Source organism: Streptococcus didelphis DSM 15616, from assembly GCF_000380005.1.
GTDB classification, from domain to species: Bacteria; Bacillota; Bacilli; order Lactobacillales; family Streptococcaceae; genus Streptococcus; species Streptococcus didelphis.
In genome coordinates this window covers 229,472-251,638 of sequence record NZ_KB904189.1, presented here as the reverse complement: position 1 = coordinate 251,638, position 22,167 = coordinate 229,472, and the positions used below count along the sequence as shown (strand labels likewise).

Annotated in this window: 21 protein-coding genes and 1 other annotated feature (1 of these 22 running past the window's edge); of the genes, 16 read left to right on the top strand and 5 right to left on the bottom strand. The window is 33.6% G+C overall.

Annotation, left to right across the window (positions count from 1 at the left end):
• Window positions 1-126 (top strand) — a binding site (T-box leader) (it extends 116 nt beyond the left edge of the window).
• Window positions 127-168: 42 nt separating this feature from the next.
• From trpS to A3GU_RS0105215, 3 genes are all read left to right on the top strand, one after another.
• Entirely contained in the window at window positions 169-1,191 is a 1,023-nt protein-coding gene (trpS, locus tag A3GU_RS0105225) for a tryptophan--tRNA ligase (protein ID WP_018366494.1), read from the top strand.
• Between the two features lie 189 nt (window positions 1,192-1,380).
• Window positions 1,381-2,862 carry an IMP dehydrogenase gene (guaB, locus tag A3GU_RS0105220; protein ID WP_018366493.1) on the top strand — a complete coding sequence of 494 codons (1,482 nt, stop codon included), beginning with the start codon at window positions 1,381-1,383 and terminating at the stop codon, window positions 2,860-2,862.
• Window positions 2,863-3,112: 250 nt separating this feature from the next.
• On the top strand, window positions 3,113-3,976 hold the full coding sequence (locus A3GU_RS0105215) for a GRP family sugar transporter (RefSeq protein WP_018366492.1): 864 nt from the start codon (window positions 3,113-3,115) through the stop codon (window positions 3,974-3,976).
• 76 nt (window positions 3,977-4,052) lie between these two features.
• Here A3GU_RS0105215 and recF read toward each other — a convergent pair whose 3' ends face one another.
• Window positions 4,053-5,147, bottom strand: coding sequence for a DNA replication/repair protein RecF (gene recF / locus A3GU_RS0105210; protein ID WP_018366491.1), 1,095 nt, complete (start codon window positions 5,145-5,147; stop codon window positions 4,053-4,055).
• A 2-nt stretch (window positions 5,148-5,149) separates the two neighbouring features.
• The gene (yaaA, locus tag A3GU_RS0105205) at window positions 5,150-5,530 is read right to left on the bottom strand and encodes a S4 domain-containing protein YaaA (RefSeq protein WP_018366490.1); all 381 of its coding nucleotides are present in this window, start codon (window positions 5,528-5,530) and stop codon (window positions 5,150-5,152) included.
• Between the two features lie 199 nt (window positions 5,531-5,729).
• On the opposite strand from yaaA, the gene yfmF reads away from it, so the two are divergent.
• From yfmF to A3GU_RS10455, 8 genes are all read left to right on the top strand, one after another.
• Entirely contained in the window at window positions 5,730-6,974 is a 1,245-nt protein-coding gene (gene yfmF / locus A3GU_RS0105200; protein WP_018366489.1) for an EF-P 5-aminopentanol modification-associated protein YfmF, read from the top strand.
• Window positions 6,975-8,258: an EF-P 5-aminopentanol modification-associated protein YfmH gene (gene yfmH / locus A3GU_RS0105195; protein ID WP_018366488.1), complete on the top strand. Its 1,284-nt coding sequence runs from the start codon at window positions 6,975-6,977 to the stop codon at window positions 8,256-8,258.
• A gap of 49 nt (window positions 8,259-8,307) precedes the next feature.
• Window positions 8,308-9,303, top strand: coding sequence for a helix-turn-helix domain-containing protein (locus tag A3GU_RS0105190; protein ID WP_018366487.1), 996 nt, complete (start codon window positions 8,308-8,310; stop codon window positions 9,301-9,303).
• 18 nt (window positions 9,304-9,321) lie between these two features.
• On the top strand, window positions 9,322-9,864 hold the full coding sequence (pgsA, locus tag A3GU_RS0105185) for a CDP-diacylglycerol--glycerol-3-phosphate 3-phosphatidyltransferase (RefSeq protein WP_018366486.1): 543 nt from the start codon (window positions 9,322-9,324) through the stop codon (window positions 9,862-9,864).
• 2 nt (window positions 9,865-9,866) lie between these two features.
• Window positions 9,867-10,706 (top strand): energy-coupling factor ABC transporter ATP-binding protein, encoded by an 840-nt coding sequence (locus A3GU_RS0105180; RefSeq protein ID WP_018366485.1) that lies wholly within the window; start codon window positions 9,867-9,869, stop codon window positions 10,704-10,706.
• Window positions 10,682-11,524 (top strand): energy-coupling factor transporter ATPase, encoded by an 843-nt coding sequence (locus A3GU_RS0105175; RefSeq protein WP_018366484.1) that lies wholly within the window; start codon window positions 10,682-10,684, stop codon window positions 11,522-11,524. Before A3GU_RS0105180 ends, A3GU_RS0105175 begins: the two co-directional genes overlap by 25 nt.
• Entirely contained in the window at window positions 11,517-12,323 is an 807-nt protein-coding gene (locus tag A3GU_RS0105170; RefSeq protein WP_018366483.1) for an energy-coupling factor transporter transmembrane component T family protein, read from the top strand. The genes A3GU_RS0105175 and A3GU_RS0105170 overlap by 8 nt, the downstream gene beginning before the upstream one ends.
• Window positions 12,324-12,469: 146 nt before the next feature.
• Window positions 12,470-13,120 (top strand): transglycosylase SLT domain-containing protein, encoded by a 651-nt coding sequence (locus tag A3GU_RS10455; protein ID WP_018366482.1) that lies wholly within the window; start codon window positions 12,470-12,472, stop codon window positions 13,118-13,120.
• Window positions 13,121-13,217: 97 nt separating this feature from the next.
• Here the strand turns inward: A3GU_RS10455 and A3GU_RS0105160 are convergent, their stop codons facing one another.
• Genes A3GU_RS0105160 through sdaAB form a run of 3 tightly spaced genes read right to left on the bottom strand, consistent with a single transcriptional unit; the run spans window position 13,218 to window position 15,441 of the window.
• Complete coding sequence (locus A3GU_RS0105160) at window positions 13,218-13,844, bottom strand: HAD hydrolase-like protein (protein WP_018366481.1); 627 nt, start codon at window positions 13,842-13,844, stop codon at window positions 13,218-13,220.
• A gap of 41 nt (window positions 13,845-13,885) precedes the next feature.
• Window positions 13,886-14,758, bottom strand: a complete 873-nt coding sequence (gene sdaAA, locus A3GU_RS0105155) for an L-serine ammonia-lyase, iron-sulfur-dependent, subunit alpha (RefSeq protein ID WP_018366480.1) — start codon at window positions 14,756-14,758, stop codon at window positions 13,886-13,888.
• A gap of 11 nt (window positions 14,759-14,769) precedes the next feature.
• Complete coding sequence (gene sdaAB / locus A3GU_RS0105150; RefSeq protein WP_018366479.1) at window positions 14,770-15,441, bottom strand: L-serine ammonia-lyase, iron-sulfur-dependent subunit beta; 672 nt, start codon at window positions 15,439-15,441, stop codon at window positions 14,770-14,772.
• A gap of 209 nt (window positions 15,442-15,650) precedes the next feature.
• On the opposite strand from sdaAB, the gene mnmA reads away from it, so the two are divergent.
• From mnmA to rplI, 5 genes are all read left to right on the top strand, one after another.
• Window positions 15,651-16,772 (top strand): tRNA 2-thiouridine(34) synthase MnmA, encoded by a 1,122-nt coding sequence (gene mnmA, locus A3GU_RS0105145; protein WP_018366478.1) that lies wholly within the window; start codon window positions 15,651-15,653, stop codon window positions 16,770-16,772.
• Between the two features lie 28 nt (window positions 16,773-16,800).
• Window positions 16,801-17,409, top strand: a complete 609-nt coding sequence (locus tag A3GU_RS0105140; protein WP_018366477.1) for a MarC family protein — start codon at window positions 16,801-16,803, stop codon at window positions 17,407-17,409.
• 323 nt (window positions 17,410-17,732) lie between these two features.
• The gene (gene mnmG, locus A3GU_RS0105135) at window positions 17,733-19,634 is read left to right on the top strand and encodes a tRNA uridine-5-carboxymethylaminomethyl(34) synthesis enzyme MnmG (protein ID WP_018366476.1); all 1,902 of its coding nucleotides are present in this window, start codon (window positions 17,733-17,735) and stop codon (window positions 19,632-19,634) included.
• A gap of 106 nt (window positions 19,635-19,740) precedes the next feature.
• Entirely contained in the window at window positions 19,741-21,714 is a 1,974-nt protein-coding gene (locus A3GU_RS0105130) for a DHH family phosphoesterase (RefSeq protein WP_018366475.1), read from the top strand.
• The gene (gene rplI / locus A3GU_RS0105125; protein WP_026216452.1) at window positions 21,714-22,166 is read left to right on the top strand and encodes a 50S ribosomal protein L9; all 453 of its coding nucleotides are present in this window, start codon (window positions 21,714-21,716) and stop codon (window positions 22,164-22,166) included. Before A3GU_RS0105130 ends, rplI begins: the two co-directional genes overlap by 1 nt.
• Window position 22,167 lies beyond the last annotated feature (1 nt).

Genomic DNA, 22,167 nt, shown 5'->3' with positions numbered 1-22,167 from the left:
ATAACTTTCAGGTTAGGCACCCCTTATCGTGCAACTTCTTTTATATAAGAAGATGAGATGATATTTATAGAAATATCAATTGAGGTGGTACCGCGTTTATTAGTTAGTACTTATAACGCCCTCACGCATTATGGCGTGAGGGATTTTTTATATAAAAAGGAGAGAGGAATGTCTAAACCCATTATTCTAACAGGAGATCGACCAACAGGTAAGTTACATCTTGGCCATTATGTTGGAAGTTTGAAAAATCGTGTAGCCTTACAAAATGAAGATAAATATAAAATGTTTATTTTTTTAGCAGATCAGCAAGCTTTGACGGACCATGCTAAAGAGTCTGAGAAAATTCAGGAGTCAATAGGTAATGTAGCCTTGGATTATTTATCAGTTGGCTTAGACCCTAATAAATCAACGATCTTTATTCAAAGTCAAATTCCAGAGTTAGCTGAATTAACCATGTATTACATGAATCTGGTATCATTAGCCCGATTAGAACGTAACCCAACTGTTAAGACAGAGATTGCCCAAAAAGGTTTCGGGGAAAGTATACCAAGTGGATTTTTGGTTTATCCTATTTCACAAGCGGCGGATATTACAGCCTTTAAAGCCAATTTTGTACCCGTTGGCACTGATCAAAAACCAATGATTGAACAAACACGAGAAATTGTTAGAAGCTTCAACCATACTTATAGTACAGACTGCCTTGTAGAACCTCAAGGAATTTACCCTGAAAATGAGGGTGCTGGAAGACTTCCTGGTATAGATGGTAATGCTAAAATGTCTAAATCACTGGGAAATGGTATTTATTTGTCTGACGATGTTGATACCGTTCGCAAAAAAGTGATGAGCATGTATACTGATCCTAATCATATTCGGATTGAAGATCCAGGTCAAATTAAAGGAAATATGGTATTTTATTACCTTGATATCTTCGGTAGAGAAGAAGATAAGGCTAATATTACAGCTATGAAGGAAGAGTATCAAAAAGGTGGTTTGGGAGATGTCAAAACAAAACGTTTCCTTTTAGAAATTCTAGAAAGAGAATTGGCACCTATTAGAGAGCGACGTCTAGAATATGCTAAAGATATGGGTGAAGTTTTCCGAATGTTAGAAAAAGGTAGTCAAGGAGCCCGTGCAACGGCTGCTCAAACCTTATCGCAAGTAAAAGAAGCAATGGGAATAAACTATTTTTAAGTAGGCTGTAATAACATCCTACCAAATGTTGTTGATATCTATTAAAAAGTAGGAAAATCTATAGTAACTTTGCTTATTAAGGAAAGTCGGAAGTGTTTATTGACAAATGAAATAAGCATGTTATGATAGTTACAATAAAAATTAGACTGGATTTATTTCCTACTATAAAAAAGAAAAGAGGATTATTTAATGTCGAATTGGGATACTAAATTTTTAAAAAAGGGATATACTTTTGATGATGTTTTACTGATTCCTGCAAAGAGTCATGTATTGCCAAATGAAGTTAATATGCAAACTAAATTAGCAAAAAATTTAACACTAAATATTCCAATTATTACAGCAGCTATGGATACAGTCACTGATAGTAAAATGGCTATTGCTATTGCGCGTGCAGGCGGTTTAGGAGTCATCCACAAAAATATGACTGTATCGGAGCAAGCTGAAGAAGTTCGTAAAGTAAAGCGTTCAGAAAATGGCGTTATTATTGATCCTTTTTTCTTAACCCCTGATCACAAAGTATCCGAAGCTGAAGAGCTAATGCAAAGGTATCGTATTAGTGGAGTTCCTATCGTAGAAACCATGGAAAATCGTAAGTTAGTTGGTATTATTACTAATCGTGATATGCGCTTTATTGGTGATTATGAGTCTCCTATTTCAGCACATATGACTAGCGAAAAATTGGTTACTGCAGAAGTAGGTACTGATTTAGAAACAGCAGAGCGTATTCTTCATGAACACAGAATTGAAAAATTACCTTTAGTTGATGACAATGGTCGCCTCTCAGGTCTTATCACTATAAAAGATATTGAAAAAGTAATTGAGTTTCCCCATGCTGCAAAAGATAATTTTGGTCGTTTATTAGTAGCAGCTGCGGTTGGAGTAACCTCTGATACTTTTGAGCGTGCTGAGGCTTTATTTGAAGCAGGAGCAGATGCAATAGTTATTGATACAGCCCATGGTCATTCAGCAGGAGTCCTAAGGAAAATAGCAGAAATTCGTGCTCACTTCCCTGATAAGACTTTAATTGCTGGAAATATTGCTACTGCCGAAGGAGCACGAGATCTTTATGAGGCAGGTGTAGATGTTGTTAAAGTAGGTATTGGACCTGGCTCAATTTGTACTACACGTGTCGTGGCTGGTGTTGGAGTTCCACAAATTACAGCAATCTATGATGCAGCAGCAGTTGCGCGTGAATATGGTAAAACTATTATTGCTGATGGTGGTATTAAATATTCAGGTGATATCGTTAAAGCTCTTGCAGCAGGTGGAAATGCTGTGATGTTAGGATCAATGTTTGCAGGAACCACTGAAGCTCCTGGAGAAACAGAAATATTCCAAGGACGTAAATTTAAAACGTATCGTGGTATGGGTTCAATTGCAGCAATGAAAAAAGGTTCTAGTGATCGTTACTTCCAAGGATCTGTCAATGAAGCTAATAAACTTGTTCCAGAAGGAATTGAAGGGCGTGTAGCTTATAAAGGTGCAGTTTCAGATATTGTTTTCCAAATGCTTGGAGGTATTCGCTCAGGAATGGGTTATGTCGGTGCTTCTAATCTTACTGACTTACATGAAAATGCTCAATTCATTGAAATGTCAGGTGCAGGACTGATTGAAAGCCACCCTCATGATGTTCATATTACAAATGAAGCACCAAATTACTCAGTACATTAATAATTGAGGCCATAAAACTTTTTATCAAAGGAAATTTTCCTTTAAAAAGCTTTATGGCTTTTTACTGTCTTATAGCTTTTAAAAAAAGTAATGTTATATAGATAGTTTAAGTGAGTAAATAGGCTTGTTTTAATCTTAATTTTCAGATATAATAACCGTTATGAGAAATCATAAATAAAATAATAGTTAATAAATATTCTTTACAGCGATGTCAATTAACTGTAAAGTTTTTGTAAAAGGGAGATTTATTTTGGAAGGTATTTTATATGCACTAGTACCGATGTTTGCCTGGGGTAGCATTGGTTTTGTTAGTAATAAAATTGGTGGTAAACCTAGTCAACAAACTTTTGGCATGACTTTAGGAGCCTTATTTTTTGCTCTTCTTGTCTGGATAATTGCTAGACCAGAAATGACAGTGAATTTATGGATTTTCGGTATTTTAGGAGGCTTTCTGTGGTCAATTGGTCAAACAGGTCAGTTTCAGGCAATGAAATATATGGGAGTATCTGTTGGAAATCCTTTATCTAGTGGTTTTCAATTAATTTTAGGAAGTCTTATTGGAGTTCTTGTCTTCCATGAGTGGACAAAATCCTATCAGTTTATTTTGGGAACGACTGCCTTAATACTGCTTATTATAGGTTTTTATTTTTCAAGTAAACAAGATCATGATAATAATGAGAAACATCAATTGTATCAATATTCTAAAGGGTTTAGAGCTTTAACCTATTCAACTATAGGTTATGTTTCCTATGTTGTTCTCTTTAATAACATTATGAAATTTGATTTAATTTCAGTTTTATTACCAATGGCTGTAGGGATGGTAGTTGGAGCAAGCTTCTTTATGTCCTTTAAATTAAGTTTTGATCCCTATGTTGTAAAAAATAGTCTAGTTGGCCTATTGTGGGGAATAGGAAATCTCTTCATGCTATTAGCAGCTTCTAATGCTGGACTAGCAATCGCATTTAGCTTTTCTCAATTAGGAGTTATTATTTCAATTGTAGGAGGGATTTTATTCCTAGGTGAGGTAAAAACTAAGAAAGAGATGAAGTGGGTAATCATTGGAATCATTTGTTTTGTAATTGGAGCTGTTTTACTAGGGATTGTAAAATCTTAAGCTTTTATCATAGTTTAGAGATATTAAAAAGAGGCTTCTAATTTGTAGAAGCTTCTTTATCTTTATTAGCAGGCTCTTAGTCTGCTTTTATTGTTCCCTGATTTACCCTGAATGTTTTAATAGAGTCTGGTAATTTAGAAAGATGTTCTAAACTGGTTGTTGTAATAAAGGTTTGAACATTCTCTGTAATAATAGTCTCAAGGAGCTTCGTTTGACGTGTATTATCAAGTTCACTCATTACATCGTCCAGTAAAAGAATAGGATTATCTCCACTTATTTCCTTCATCAGACTTATCTCTGCCATTTTTAAAGATAGAATTAAACTTCGATGCTGACCTTGACTTGCAAAATTAGCATTCATATCATTTATGTAAAATTCTATATCATCTCGATGGGGTCCAAGGCTAGTATTTTTTCGAAAGATATCTCTTTGTCTATTTTTCAAAAGATCTGCAATAAATTGTTCCTTGATGGTTTTTCCTTCTTCTAATGAAAAAGAAGATTGATAATTGATTGTTAGTTTTTCTAATTGGTTAGAAATTGAAAAATGATGTTTACTAGCTTCTTTCCCTAGGTTTTTAATAAAATTAATTCTTTGTTCAATAACACGGCTTCCATAAGAAGCTAATTGTTCATCTAAAACAGCGAGAAAATCCGAATTAATAGTTGATGCTGTCTTTAAATAAGCATTCCTTTGCTTTAGAACATGATTATATTGAGATAAATTTGATAAATAAACAGGTCTTATTTGCCCTAAATCAATATCAATGAATTTACGTCTGAGGCTTGGTGCGCCTTTTACAAGCTGTAAATCTTCGGGAGCGAAAAGAACAACCATCATTGAACCAATATAATCAGAAAGTTTAGCTTGCTTCAAAGAATTTATTTTAGTAATTCTTCCTTTGTCCGATAAAGAAATATCTAACTGTAAACTTCCATTTAAACGGTTTATTTTCCCTGATAAGAACAAATTATTTTCAGAGAATCGAATGAGTTCCTTATCTGAACGTGTTCGATGGCTTCTTGTCAGAGCAATAAAGTAGATAGCTTCTAAGAAATTTGTTTTTCCTTGTGCATTGTCGCCAATAAAAACATTCAGACTTGGAGAAAATTCTACTTTGATATCTTCATAATTCCTATAGTTCTTTAACTCTAACTCTTTAATCCACATTCTTAAGTACCGGGAAATCGAACAGGTCTAGTAGCTTTGGATCTATTTGTGCTTTGCTTTGATCCAACCTTTCCCTTTTTCTTATTTTTTTGATTCATCTGCTTAACAAGACTAGCAACACGTTTTTTTTCTGTTAATTCTTCTGCAAAAATTACTTGTTCTTCTTCACTAGGTTTGACGATCTTAATCTCAATTTCTTTAGAGGGAATAGAAAGGACATCTCCTACTCTTATTTTTTTCCCTCTTCGTTTTTCTTCTTGACCATTAAAAAGAACTTCTGTATCTTCTAAAAAGCTTTTAACAGCTCCTCCACTTTGGATAATACTTAATTCTTTTAATAAAGCTTGTAAGGTAATAAATTCTGTAAATAATTTGTATTCCATGTTTTTCTCCATTTACTAATTCAAGTCATTATAGCATAAATTGATTGTAAAGAATAACAGTAAATATCAAATAGGCTATGGCAAAGAAGTAAGTTAAAGGTTGAAAGTTGGACAGTTAGAATAAAAAATAGTCACTACTAGAATAGAAGGACTATAAAATGGTATAATTTAAGGAATCATAGAAAAATAAGGATAAATTATGAAAATTGTTGATGGCGTCCAACTTCATTTAATTGAAACTCAAAAATTTAAGACTAATCATATGACAATCAGATTTTCAGGAGAGTTAAATCATAAAACAGTGGCAAAACGCGTTTTAGTAGCTCAAATGTTAGCAACAGCAAACGAAAAATATCCCACTGCCAAAAGATTTCGTGAAAGATTAGCAGAATTATATGGTGCTAATCTATCTACAAATATTTCAGTAAAAGGTAAAGTACATATTATAGACATTGATATCACCTTTATTCAAAATAGATATTGTTTTAATGGAGAACGACTGCTAGATGAAGTTATTCAATTTTTAAAGGAAATATTATTCTCTCCTTTGTTAGCTATTGCCCAATATCAACCAAAAGTTTTTGAAGTTGAGAAAAATAATGTTATCAATTACTTAGAAGCTGATAAGGAAGATTCTTTTTACTATAGTAGTTTACAACTGAAAAAGGCTTTTTTTACAGATGAAAGCTTAGAGATTTCAAAATATGGAGATGCTGATCTTGTCAAAAAAGAAACAGCATATACAAGCTATCAAGAGTTCCACAAAATGATGTTAGAAGACCAAATTGATATTTATATCATGGGAGACTTTGATGAGTACAGAGTTGTACAACTCTTACACAAATTTCCTTTTGAGAATCGCCAAAAAAAGCTTCAGTATTTTTATAAACAAGAACATTTTAATATTGTAAATGAGTCCCTTGAAGAAAGGCCATTAAATCAATCAATACTTGAAATGGCGTATCATTTCTCAGCTGAATTTGGTGGGAAAAACCATTATGCTCTGATAGTTTTAAATGCCCTCTTAGGCTCATATGCACATTCTAGCCTTTTTACTAAAGTTAGAGAAAGTGAAGGGCTAGCTTATACAATCGGAAGTAGATTTGATGTTTTTACAGGGTTTTTAGAGATTTATGCAGGTATTGACAAGAATAACCGAACTAAGGTTTTGCAATTGATTATAAAGGAAATTAATGACCTTAAATTAGGCAGATTTTCAGCAAGTTTAGTAGAGAAAACAAAATTAATGTTACAAAATAACATGCTGCAATCAGAGGATTACTGTAAAGCAATCATTGACAGAACTTATATTAATGACTATATTGACAGTGATTATTCTTTATCAAACTGGCTAGAAAATATAAGTAAAGTAAAGAAAACAGATATCATCAAAGCTGCTAATCTTTTAAAATTACAATCTCTTTATTTTTTGGAAGGAAGATAGATGAACACTTTAAAAAAGATTAACTATTCTAGATTTGATGAAGAATTCTACTATTCAAAATTTAGAAATGATTTTCAGGTTTACATTATAAATAAACCTGGCTTTGTTGAAAAGACCGCAATGTTGACAGTTAACTACGGATCTCTTGACAATAACTTTACAATAAGAGGAAAACAAAAAGAAAATACAGAAGGTATTGCACACTTTTTAGAGCATAAGTTATTTGAAGATGCTCAGGGGAATGATATTTCTTTGAAGTTTACAAATTTAGGTGCCGATGTAAATGCCTTTACAACATTTGATAAAACATCTTACTATTTTTCAAGTTCTAATAATTTTATTAAGAACCTTAATTTACTACAAGAATTTGTTATGACAGCTACTTTCACAGACTCATCAGTAAATAGAGAAAAGAAAATAATTGCTCAAGAAATTGATATGTATTTAGATGATCCTGATTATCGTTCATATAGTGGAATCTTGCAGAATCTATTTCCAGGCTCTAGCCTAGCAATGGATATTGCTGGTTCTAAAGAGTCTATAGAGATGATTAGTGCTGAGATTTTGAGGAAAAATTATAATCAATTTTATCATCCTTCACAAATGACCTTATTTATTGTGGGGGAGGTTGATGTAGAAGAGACATTTGAGTCAATAAAACTGTGTCAAGCTAATTTTAAACGGAGAAAACCGGCAAAGGCAGCTATTACCTCTCTCCCTTATAATGAAGTTATTAAGACTAACTCACTTTCTATGGATATTAATATCGCAAAGGTTGCAGTAGGTTATAGAGGGGCAAAATGTCATTCTAATAATTCCTTATTAGCTTATCGGATAGCTTTGAAATTTTTACTAGCTATGTTATTTGGCTGGACATCAAAAAATTATCAGAATTGGTATGATAGTGGAAAAATTGACGATTCTTTTGATATAGAAATTGAAATCCATCATGACTACTCTTTTGTGATTATCACATTAGATTCAAGTCAACCTATTTCAATGTCTAGTAAAATTAGAAAAGAAATTGAAGAGTTTCAAAAATCAAAAGATATTAATAGTGAACATTTGGCTCTTTTAAAAAGAGAAATGTATGGCGATTTTTTACAAAGTTTAGATTCGATTGAACATATCTGTAATCAGTTCAATATGTTTTTGACAAGTAATGATAATTATTTTGATATTCCTACTATTATCGAGCAAGTCACTTTAGAGGATATTATCTCTGTTGGAAAAGATTTTTTTGCAAAAGCAGAAGTTTCAGATTTCATGGTCTTTCCCAAATGAATAGAAATCTGTTATAATGAGTTTAATATTTTAGTATAGAGGTGCCTGTATGAGAGATAAAACTCTTGGTGAATTATTAAGAGAAACACGTGTTAGCAAAAACATTACATTAGATGAGATTGAAAATAGCACTGGTATTTCTTCCCATTATTTATTAGCTATGGAATTAGATCAATTTAGAATTATTCCAGAAGAAAAGTTAGATAGCTACTTAAAACAATATGCTGATATGGTATTTTTAGATTATCCTATGGTAAAAGAATTATATCGACGTCAGAGTATTGAAAGACAAAAGGTTACAGAACCAAGTGTAACCCAGCTAGTGGAAGAAAAACTGAGTCAAAAAAAACAAGAAGAAAAAGTAGTTTCTACAGCTACCTTCCCTCTACAGCTTAATGTTATGCAAAAAAGGGAGCAAGCTTCCCCTTCAACTCCAGTAAGTGAAGTAAGAAGAGAAAAAATCGAAGTAAAAAAAGAGGATGCTGATAGAAATGCTAGAAAAGAAAGAACAAGGTTAAGTAGAACCAGAGATGAAGGAAAAAAATCGAAATCTATTTTTTCAATTGTTCTTTTAACTTTAATCACTTTAGCAATTTCTATCTTTATATTATTTGCTGTATGGCAACAATTTACTAAAGAAAATACTGTAAAAGATGCGAATAACACGTTGGTAGATAAAAACAAAGAAAAAGAAGCTTCAGATTCAAGTAGTTCTAAAAAAGTAACAACTATAACAACTCAAGGACAGGATAATTATCTAGTTGCAAATGTTACAAAAGCTGAAGAGGCAGTCACTGTTACTGTATCCTTGACAGATGCAGAAAACTCATGGATTTCACTAACAAATTCTGAAATTGGTGAGGGTGGTATGACATTAACTGCTGAAAATCCAACTTATACAACTAGCCTTAGTCCAGATGTAAAACAGTCTATACTTACACTTGGTATTACAAAAGGTGTATCAGTAACAATTGATGGTCAACCCTTAGATTTATCAGCTATTACAAGTACTGATATTAGTTATATAACTTTAAACATTCAATAAAGATAGTAGGCATACAAGATGACAAAAAAAGAAAATATTCCTAATTTATTAACCTTAATACGTATTGTAATGATTCCATTATTTTTACTCATTACTAGTCTAGGTCAAACTCGCGGATGGCATATTTTTGCAGCTGTCATTTTTGCCTTGGCCAGTTTAACTGATTATTTAGATGGTTATTTAGCTAGGAAATGGCGTGTAGTTACAAATTTTGGGAAATTTGCTGATCCACTAGCTGATAAAATGTTGGTTATGAGTGCTTTTATTATGTTGGTAGGCCTTGATTTAGCTCCTGCTTGGATAGTGGCAATTATTATTTGTCGTGAATTAGCAGTAACTGGCTTAAGACTCCTATTAGTTGAGTCAGGAGGAAAAGTGTTGGCTGCAGCTCTCCCAGGTAAGATAAAAACAGCTTCACAGATGTTTTCGATTATATTCTTATTTTGTCATTCTATAGTAATAGGAAATATTTTACTCTATATTGCTTTATTCTTTACAATTTATTCAGGATACGACTATTTTAAAGGAGCAGGTTTTCTTTTTAAAGATACCTTCAAATAACCATGTCAAATATTATTGAAGTAAAAAATATAAAATTTAAATATCAAAAAGAGCAAGAATTTTATACTCTTGATGATATTTCGTTTCACGTGAAACGTGGTGAATGGTTATCTATTATTGGTCATAATGGTTCAGGGAAATCAACTTCTGTAAGACTTTTAAATGGTTTAAATGTCGCAGAATCAGGTACTATACTTATTGATGGGGATATCTTATCAGAAGAAAATGTCTGGAATATCCGTCAGAAGATTGGTATGGTTTTTCAAAATCCGGATAATCAGTTTGTGGGAGCAACAGTTGAAGATGATGTAGCATTTGGTTTAGAAAATAAAGGACTTCCTCATGAGGAAATGAAAGAGCGTGTTGCTCAAGCTCTTGATCTAGTTGGAATGTCCTCATTTAAAGATAGAGAGCCAGCACGTTTATCGGGGGGACAAAAGCAAAGAGTAGCAATTGCAGGTGCAATAGCCTTAAAACCAATGATTGTTGTTCTAGACGAAGCAACGAGCATGCTGGATCCAAAAGGTAGATTAGAACTTATTAATACTATAAAATCAATACATAAAGACTATGATTTAACAGTTATTTCAATTACACATGATCTTGATGAAGTTGCTCTAAGTGATCGTGTTTTAGTTATGAAAAATGGTCAAGTAGAGTCCAGTTCAACTCCGAAACAGTTATTCGCAAGAGGAAATGATCTTCTTAATTTAGGGTTAGATATTCCTTTTACCAATTTAGTGGTAAAAATGTTACGAGAAGAAGGATTTGAAATTGAAGGTGACTACTTAACAGAAAAGGAATTAGAGGAACAATTATGGCAGTTCATTTCCAAGACGTAAGTTTTACATACCAAGCAGGGACTCCTTTTGAAGGGCGTGCCCTTTTTAACGTTAATCTTGATATTGTGGATGGCTCTTATACCGCATTTATTGGACATACTGGCTCTGGGAAGTCAACAATTATGCAACTTTTGAATGGCTTATTAATTCCTACGTCAGGTCTTGTTACTGTTGATGATAAACATATTACTAGTCAGTCAAAAAATAAGGATATAAAATCGATTCGTAAGCAAGTTGGCTTAGTTTTTCAGTTTCCTGAGAGCCAATTGTTTGAAGAATCAGTTTTAAAAGATGTTGCATTTGGCCCACAAAATTTTGGGATTTCCAAAGAAGATGCTGAAGTTATTGCGCGTGAAAAATTATCTCTTGTTGGTATTTCTGAAGATTTGTATGAAAAAAATCCTTTTGAATTATCAGGAGGACAGATGCGACGAGTAGCAATTGCTGGAATTTTAGCCATGCAGCCGAAAATTTTAGTCTTAGATGAGCCAACAGCTGGTTTAGATCCAAAAGGTAGGCGAGAATTAATGGAACTCTTCAAGGAATTGCATGAGAGTGGGATGACCATTGTACTTGTAACACATTTAATGGATGATGTTGCTAATTTTGCTGACTATGTCTATGTTCTTGAAAAAGGTAAGATTACAATGTCTGGTCAACCTCGTAAAGTTTTTCAAAAGGTAACTTTATTAGAAGAGAAACAGTTGGGAGTTCCAAAAATAACAAAGTTTGCTCAGCACTTGAGTGAAAGAGGATTGCAGTTACCATACTTGCCGACTACTTTGGAAGAGCTTAGAGAGGTTTTAAAAAATGGATAAACTTATTCTAGGAAGATATATTCCAGGAGATTCTATTATTCATCGTTTGGATCCACGTTCAAAATTATTAGCTATGATTATTTACATTATTATTATTTTTTGGGCTAATAATGTCATTACCAATCTAATTATGTTAGCTTTTACTTTAATAGTTGTTTTGTTATCAAAAATAAAGCTTTCATTCTTTCTGGGTGGCTTGAAACCAATGATTGGTATAATTTTATTTACAACCATGTTTCAAGTGTTCTTTAACCAGGGTGGTGAAACTTTAGTGAAGTTTTGGTTTATTCGAATTACAGTATTAGGTTTAAGTCAAGCTTTACTTATTTTTATGCGATTTTTACTTATTATATTCTTTTCTACCCTTCTAACATTAACTACAACACCTTTAAGTTTATCTGATGCAGTAGAATCTCTACTAAAACCATTTAAGGTAATTAAGGTCCCTGCCCATGAAATAGGCTTAATGCTTTCTTTAAGTTTACGTTTTGTTCCAACCTTAATGGATGATACAACGCGCATTATGAATGCTCAAAAGGCTAGAGGAGTAGATTTTGGTGAGGGAAACCTTATTCAAAAAGTAAAGTCTATTATTCCTATATTAATCCCTCTATTTGCATCAAGTTTTAAACGTGCAGATGCTTTGGCAATTGCTATGGAATCTAGAGGTTATCAAGGTGGCGAAGGAAGAAGTAAATACAGACTTTTAGAATGGAAATTCACTGATACTATAGCTATTTTGGTAACTATTAGTTTAGGAGTGACTTTATTTTTACTAAAAAGTCCAGGATTAAAATAGCTTTTGCTTAACCTTTAGAAGACTAAATAAGAGCTAATTCTATCTTATAAACTAAATATACCTGTAACAATTTTAATATTTCCTATATAACTAAGTAACATTATTAAGTTACTATGGTATTCGGAGAAAAAAAGAGGTGTATTTATATGATAAGAAAAGAAAATTTTAAAAAGCGTTATATTAGTTTTGGAGTGTTAGCAGCAGCAATTTCATTGTTAGCATTAATCTTTGCTTTTTCAAGCAGAAGTGTAGACACAGAGTCTTATATGAAATCAACTACCTCTACTAAAAAAGTAGAGAAAAAAGTAGCTAAGTCTTCTGTTTCATCTTCTGATAAGAAAACGAAGGTTGAGGAAAAAGCAGATGCTGCTAGTCAAAAAGAAAAAGAAGCAACAAATGTTTCTGAGGAGCCTGCAACGGAACCTCAAGTAGCTCCAGCTCCTACAACAGCTGAAGCTCAGCCTCAGGCAATGGCAATGGTTAATCAGCAAAGTCCTGCTCAATCACAACAGTATACAACGTCTGCTACTTCATATCTTGCAAATGGCAATACTGCCGGAGTGGTAGGAAGTCAAGCGGCAGCACAAATGGCAGCACAAACAGGAGTTCCACAAGCAACATGGGAAGCTATAATTGCGCGTGAATCTAATGGAAATCCAAATGTTGCAAATGCATCAGGTGCATCAGGTCTATTCCAAACAATGCCAGGATGGGGATCAACTGCTACTGTTCAGGATCAAATTAATGCAGCTGTAAAAGCTTATAATGCTCAAGGCTTAGCTGCTTGGGGCTATTAAAAAAGTCTAGTTTCATTTTGGAAACTAGACTTTTTTTAATCTAAATTATTTTTTTTAACAATTGGGTATTCTTACTTAAATTTTAAGAACCTAATGTTCAGATTAAGTCTTGAATTTCAAGAGGAGTATGTGCAATAATATTAGCACCATTCTTTAATAACTCTTCTTCACTTCCAAAGCCCCATGTAACTCCTAAACAGGAGATGTGGGCTCTTTTTCCACCAATCATATCAAACAAAGTATCTCCAATAATAACAGCATCTGAAGGTTTAATTTGAAAGTCTTTAAGACAAGCATTTATCAAATCAACTTTTACAAATCTTTGCTCAGTCGCTCCATAAATTGCTTTGAAGTAATGGTGAATTCCAAGTTCTTTTAACATTAAATAAGCCATAGGTTCATGTTTACTAGTTGTAATGTAAAGATCTTTATTAGCCTCAGTTAACTTGTCAAGCAACTTCTTGATATCTTCATAAAGCTTAACTTGATAGACACCATATGCTTTATAGTAATTACGAAAATGTCCAATAGCCTCTTGAATATCATTTTGGTTATCAAAGTAGTTTGCAAAAGTGGTTTCGAGAGGAGGTCCAATATAGCTTGACAGTACCTTTACATCAGGAGTAAGTAGTTGTAGTTTATCAAATGTTTCCTGAAAAGCATTAATAATGCCTAAGCTTGAGTCTACCAGAGTACCATCTAAATCAAAAAGTATAGAGTTCAATTGATATACCTCATATTATTATCTTGAAAAAAGTGGGATAATTAAGTTCCAAAAATTTCTTTACTATATTGTTTACCAGTTGGAGTTGCTGCTAAGCCACCTTCAGCTGTTTCACGAAAGGCTGTTGGTAGTGCAGAACCTACTTGATACATAGCATCTACTACTTCATCAACTGGAATCTGTGATTTTATGTCAGCTAAAGCCATATCAGCAGCTACAATGGCAAAGCTAGCTCCTAAAGCATTCCGCTTTACACAAGGAACTTCTACAAGACCTGCTACAGGATCGCAAATTAGGCCGAGCATATTTTTAATGACAAAGGCAACTGCTTGGCTTGCTTGGAATGAAGTTCCTCCTGCAGCCTTAGTTAAAGCGGCAGCACACATAGCAGAAGCTGAGCCTACTTCAGCTTGACATCCACCCTCAGCTCCAGAAATAGAGGCATTATTTCCAATTACAAGACCAAAAGCACCAGCTGTAAATAAGAATTCTAATTGTTGGGTTTTATTAAGATTTAATTTTTCAATGGCTATGGATAAAACGGCAGGAAGACAACCTGCACTTCCTGCTGTAGGAGTCGCACAGACAAGTCCCATTTTTGCATTAAGTTCATTAACAGCCATAGCGTTTCGGACTGCATGTAAGACAGTTTTATCAGCAATATGTTTTCCAGTTTTAATGTAGTTATCCATTTTTAAGGCATCACCACCAGTTAACCCACTAATAGATTTACTAGGTGTCAAGCCACTGACAACAGATTCTTTCATGACTTCTAAATTACGTGACATTAGGGATAAGATTTCATCTCTAGTGCGACCAGTCATTTCTATCTCAGTTTCTATCATTAATTCAGCAACATTACCGTTAAATTTTTCATCTGCTTGTTGGACAAGCTCTTCTATTGTATAAAACATAATAAATCTTTCTAGTCAAAGAAATTGACATTATATAAATGTGGGATAGTTTCTATTTCTTTTACAGCAGCTTGGCAGTCTCTTGAATCTACTTCTATAATCATAATAGCTTTTTCACCAGCATTTTCCCGTGTAACGTTCATTTGTGCAATATTAATATTGTAAGCTGAGAGAATATCAGTAACTTGAGCAATCATTCCTGGTATGTCTTGATGAACAATAATGATTGTTGGAGTGTTCATTGAAAGTGAAACAGAAAAACCATTAATTTCGGTAACTTGGATATTCCCACCTCCAATAGATACACCAGTAATGCTCATTTCTTTTTCTTGCTTTTTCACAGAAATTTTCACAGTATTCGGATGTGGAGCATTACTGTCTTTTAAAATATCCCAATAGATTTTAATGCCTTTTTTATAAGCAATTTCTAAAGAGTCTTTAATATTAGGATTATCAGTATCCATCCCCATAATACCTGCAACTAAAGCCTTATCTGTACCATGACCTTGATAGGTTTTAGCAAAGGAATTATATAGGTGGAAAGTTACCTGGTCAGGGATTTCTCCAAAAATAGAGTGAACAACTTTACCAATTCTTACAGCTCCTGCGGTATGACTACTGGAAGGACCAATCATAACTGGGCCAATGATGTCAAAAACTGATTGAAATTTTTGTGTTTTCATAGCTACTCCAAATCTTTATTTTGTCATCATTATTATAACAAATTGCATTAAAAATAGTATTGTTTTTATAAAAGGTAAATCTTGGAAATAGTAGTAATTACTGCTATAATAGTCTTTGCGTCAAAGACGCTTCAAAATCGACCTTCAAATCGACTTTTGAAAACGACGACCTTCAAATCGTTCGTTAAACGAAAAGATGGGAGAATTTTATGATTAATAACGCTGATACACGTGTTGTTATAGGTATGAGTGGAGGGGTAGACTCTTCCGTAACTGCCCTTTTATTAAAAGAGCAAGGCTATGATGTCATCGGTGTATTTATGAAAAATTGGGATGATACTGATGAATTTGGTGTATGTACGGCTACAGAAGACTATAAAGATGTTGCGGCTGTAGCAGATCAAATTGGAATTCCTTATTATTCTATTAATTTTGAAAAGGAATATTGGGATAGAGTTTTTGAATATTTTTTGGCAGAATATAAGGCAGGCCGTACTCCAAACCCAGATGTCATGTGTAATAAGGAAATTAAATTTAAAGCATTTTTAGATTATGCTATGAGTTTAGGAGCAGACTATGTAGCAACAGGGCATTATGCTCAGGTGGAAAAAGATGGTAATGGCATTGTTCATATGTTACGTGGAGTGGATAATGGCAAGGACCAGACTTATTTTTTAAGCCAATTATCTCAAAAACAATTACAAAAAACTATGTTTCCTTTGGGACATCTTCAAAAATCAGAAGTGCGCCAAATAGCAGAGCGAGCTGGACTAGCAACTGCTAAAAAGAAGGATTCCACAGGAATCTGTTTCATTGGAGAAAAGAACTTTAAAGAATTTTTAAGTCATTATTTGCCAGCACAAAAAGGAAGAATGCTGACAGTAGATGGACGTGATATGGGTCAACACGCAGGGCTTATGTATTACACAATAGGGCAACGTGGTGGCCTTGGAATCGGAGGTCAACATGGTGGAGATAATCAACCATGGTTTGTTATAGGAAAAGACCTATCCCAAAATATTTTGTATGTTGGACAAGGCTTCTATCATGAAAGTTTAATGTCAACTAGTCTGGATGCCTCTATGGTTCATTTTACTAGGGAAAGGCCTAAAGATTTCACTATAACCTGTACAGCAAAATTCCGTTACCGTCAACCTGATAGTAAAGTTACTGTAAAGGTTAATGGAGATAAGGCGACTGTTATATTTGAAGAGCCACAAAGAGCAATTACACCAGGACAGGCTGTTGTTTTTTATGATGGCGACGAGTGCCTTGGTGGTGGTATTATTGATATGGCTTATAAAGATGGTGTAGCTTGTCAATATATTTAGTTTTTTGTAAAAAAAGTTAGGATTTATTATGCTTACAAAATTTATTTTATCTTTTATGGCTTTTTTTGCTATGATGAACCCCTTATCTAACTTGCCAGCCTATATGGCTTTAGTAGCAGGGGATGACAAGCTTATTTCTAAGAAAATTGCTAGAAAGAGTTTACTGATAGCATTTACTATAGTAGTGGTAGTTACTCTAAGTGGGCATTTTATTTTCACCTTATTTGGTATTACCATTGACGCTTTACGAATAGCGGGTGGTATATTAGTGGGTCTTACGGGTTATCATATGATTAATGGAGTTCACTCCCCCGCTGCTAAACATATAGAACCTACAAGTATATCTGATCCATTAGATGTTGCTATTTCACCTTTAGCTATGCCACTTTTTGCAGGTCCAGGTACCATCGCAACTGCCATCATCTTATCTCACGGAAGCTGGGAGCATCAATTGATTACGATACTATCATTTTTACTTCTGTGTCTTCTTACCTATCTTCTTTTACTCAGTGCGGATAGGATAGCAACTTTCTTAGGAAAGAATATGATGGGTATCATTACCCGTTTAATGGGATTGATACTAACTACTATAGGGGTTCAAATGTTTGTCCTTGGCATACAAGGAGCTTTCAAGTGATTGTAAAGTAAGTTGACTGATATGTAAAGATACCTTGACAATTATAATCAAGTTTTTTCCAAACTATTTATTGACAAGAAAATAGATTTTATTTACAATAAATTTAACAATTAACCTTGATGGTCAAAGCTCATGGGAATTGTAGGTCTTTTTGACTTGCAATTTTCTAGGGTTTTGGCTATTTTTATGTGTTAAGCAGACTTCAAAGTTCTTTAAGAGAGTAAGGAATAAAGAATGTTTTATGTGAAACACTTTGCCAGATTAGATAAAGTATAGAAAATATAGCTACTATTTAAAAAGTTAAGAAAATAAGAGGTGTAAAAATGACTCATGTATTTACTGAGACTTATGATGTAATTGTTGTTGGTGCTGGCCATGCGGGTGTTGAAGCTAGTCTTGCAGCCAGTCGTATGGGTTGTAAAACTTTATTAGCAACAATTAATTTAGATATGCTAGCCTTTATGCCATGTAATCCTTCAATTGGTGGCTCTGCTAAAGGTATTGTCGTTAGAGAAATAGATGCTCTAGGTGGAGAAATGGGTAAGAATATTGATAAGACCTATATCCAGATGAAGATGCTAAATACAGGAAAAGGTCCAGCTGTAAGAGCGCTTAGAGCACAAGCAGATAAAAATTTGTATGCACGAGAAATGAAGCATACTGTAGAAAAGCAAGAAAGACTAACGCTTCGTCAAACCATGATAGATGATATTTTGGTAGAAGATGGTCATGTTCTTGGTGTTTTAACAGCAACTGGACAAAAATTCGCGGCTAAAACAGTCATTGTAACAACTGGGACCGCTCTTCGAGGAGAAATTATTCTTGGTGAATTAAAGTATTCGTCTGGTCCTAATAATAGTTTAGCTTCAGTTACCTTAGCAGATAACTTACAGAAATTAGGTTTAGAGATTGGTCGCTTTAAAACGGGAACTCCACCAAGGGTTAAGGCATCTTCTATTAACTATGAAGCTACTGAAATTCAGCCGGGAGACACAAAACCAAATCACTTTTCATTCATGTCAAAGGATCAAGATTACCTAACAGATCAGATACCATGCTGGTTAACTTATACCAATCAAACAAGCCATGATATTATCAATCAAAATCTTTATCGTGCCCCAATGTTTTCGGGTATTGTTAAGGGTGTGGGCCCTCGTTATTGTCCATCTATAGAAGACAAGATTGTAAGGTTTGCTGATAAGGAACGCCATCAACTCTTCTTGGAACCTGAAGGACGTGATACAGAAGAAGTATATGTTCAGGGACTTTCAACTAGTCTACCAGAAGATGTTCAAAAAGATTTAATTCATTCGATTAAGGGCCTTGAAAAGGCTGAGATGATGAGAACAGGCTATGCTATTGAATATGATATCGTCTTACCTCATCAGCTTCGTCCTACTTTAGAAACTAAACTCATTTCAGGACTTTTCACAGCAGGTCAAACAAATGGGACTTCTGGGTATGAAGAAGCTGCTGGACAAGGAATTGTGGCTGGAATTAATGCGGCCTTAAAAGTACAAGGAAAGCCAGAGTTAATTTTGAAACGAAGTGACGCTTATATTGGTGTGATGATTGATGATTTAGTAACAAAAGGAACTTTAGAACCTTATCGTTTACTAACATCTCGTGCAGAATATCGTCTGATTTTACGTCATGATAATGCAGATATGCGCTTGACAGAGATAGGTCGTCAAATAGATTTAGTTGATGAACAACGCTGGCAAGCGTTTCAAGCAAAAAAGCTACAATTTGAGAAAGAATTGAAGCGTTTAAATAGTATTAAATTAAAACCTATTAAAGAAACAAATCAAAAGGTGCAAGAACTTGGCTTTAAACCACTGACAGATGCTATGACAGCTAAGGAATTTATGCGTCGTCCAGATATTGATTATAAAACAGCAATTTCATTTATAGGCCCAGCCCTAGAAGAAATTAATCCTAAGGTAGTCGAACTACTAGAAACTGAAATTAAATATGAAGGTTATATCAATAAAGCCTTGGATCAAGTAAACAAAATGAAACGGATGGAAGAAAAGAAAATTCCTAAGGATATTGACTGGGATGCCATTGATTCTATTGCTACGGAAGCACGTCAGAAATTCAAAAAGATTAATCCGGAGACAATAGGACAGGCCAGTCGGATTTCAGGTGTTAATCCAGCAGATATTTCTATATTAATGGTTTATATTGAAAGCAATGGCAAAGCACGTAGAAAATCACATTAGTTATTAAGTTATTAAAAGAGTCATCAAAATGTAACCTTATAGAACATAGGCAGCTCTGTATTTTGGGGCTGTTTTATGATATAATATTGGCTTAAGGGGTTATAGGATGAAAAGATTTCGTTTTGAAACCATTCATTTAATTATGATGGGTCTAATTTTATTTGGATTACTAGCATTAGGTGTTAGAATCATACAATCAAAGGTGCTGATAATATCAGCCATCTTTCTTGTACTTTTATTTATCGTAGCTCTCCTTTGGTATCAAAAAGAAGTTTATGAATTATCTGATTTAGATCATATTGAACTCTTAAATGAACAGACAGAAAATAACTTAAAAACTCTTTTAGACAAGATGCCGGTTGGGGTTATCCAGTTTGACCATGAAACAAATTTAATTGAATGGTATAATCCATATGCAGAGTTAATATTTACCAATGAAGATGGTAATCTAGAAGAAGAATTAATTCACAATATTTTAATTGATAAGCGTAAGGGAGATATTACTCAAACTTTTGAAGTGTTTGGTAATCGTTATACCTCTTATATTGATCAAGCCTCTGGTGTTTTTTACTTTTTTGATGCTTTTATAGGAAATAGAGAAACAATTGATGCTAATATGATGAGGCCTGTAATAGGAATTATTTCGATTGATAATTATGATGATATTACAGATAACCTTTCAGACGCAGACATTTCAAAAATTAATAGTTTTGTAGCTAACTTTATTGCTACTTTCATGGACACCAGACAGATTTTTTATCGTCGTGTCAATATGGACCGGTATTATTTCTATACAGATTATCAAAATCTAAAAGAGTTAATGGATGATAAATTTGCAATTTTAGAAACTTTTAGAAAAGAAGCCCAAGAAAAACAACTTCGTTTAACCTTAAGTATGGGCATTTCTTATGGACAGAAAAACCATAGCCAAATTGGTCAGGTTGCACTAGAGAATTTAAATATTGCTCTTGTCCGTGGAGGAGACCAAATTGTTATCCGAGAAAATGAAGATAGTAAAACACCAATTTATTTTGGAGGTGGATCTGTTTCAACGGTTAAACGTTCTAGAACGAGAACAAGAGCAATGATGACAGCTATTTCCGATAGAATAAAGACAGTAGATAAGGTTTTCATTGTTGGTCATCGCAAATTGGACATGGATGCCTTAGGTTCTTCGGTAGGAATGCAATTTTTTGCAGGTAATATTATTGAAAATAGTTTTGCTGTTTATGATGAAAATGATTTAGGACCAGATATTGAAAGAGCTATTGAACGTCTACAAGCAGATGGTAAAACGCGTTTAATTAGTGTTAACCAAGCAACCAGATTAGTAACACCTAACTCTCTATTAGTTATGGTTGATCATTCAAAAGTCTCATTAACCTTGTCTCAAGATTTTTATAATATGTTTAAAGATATTATAGTTGTAGACCACCATAGAAGAGATGATGATTTTCCTGAAAATGCGATTTTAACCTTTATCGAAAGTGGCGCAAGTAGTGCTGCAGAACTGGTAACAGAGTTAATTCAGTTTCAAAATTCTAAAAAGCGTTTAAGTAAAATTCAAGCAAGTATTTTGATGGCTGGGATTATGTTGGATACTAAAAATTTTTCTACAAGAGTAACAAGTAGAACCTTTGATGTGGCCAGCTATTTGAGAAATAGAGGTAGTGATAGTGTTGAAATTCAACAAATAGCTGCAACCGATTTTGATGAATATAAACAAATTAACGAAATTATCCTTCGTGGCCAAATTATATTTGATAATATTATGGTAGCCACAGGGTTTCAAAATCACTTTTATTCAAATGTAATTGCAAGTAAAGCAGCAGATTCAATGTTATCAATGGCAGGGATTGAGGCTAGTTTTGCTATGGTAAGAACCAAGCAAAATAAAATTGTAATCTCTGCAAGAAGTCGTAGTAAAATAAATGTCCAACGAATTATGGAAAAACTTGGAGGAGGAGGCCATTTCAATCTGGCAGCTTGTCAAATTGATAATGATGACTTTGAAAAAGTAAACCAATTATTAGTTGAAACTATTGAAAACACGTTAAAAGAAATAAATGAGGTAGAATGATGAAAGTTATTTTTTTACAAGATGTAAAAGGTAAAGGTAAAAAAGGTGAGATTAAAGAAGTTCCAACAGGCTATGCACAAAATTTTTTGTTGAAAAAAAATCTTGCTAAAGAGGCAACTAGCCAAACAATTGGTGAATTAAAGGGTAAGCAAAAAGCAGAAGAAAAGCAGCAAGCAGAGATATTAGCGGAAGCAAAAGCTATTAAAAAGATCCTAGAGGATAAAAATACCTTAGTACAATTTACTGAAAAAGTAGGACCAGATGGCAGAACCTTTGGTTCAATTACGGCTAAAAAGATTTCTGAAGAGTTAAAAAATCAGTTTGAGATTAAGATTGATAAACGTCATATTGAGTTAGACCATCCAATAAGAGCAATTGGACTTATTGAAGTTCCAGTAAGGTTACATAAAGAAGTTATGGCTGAAATTAAGTTACAAATCATTGAAGCCTAGT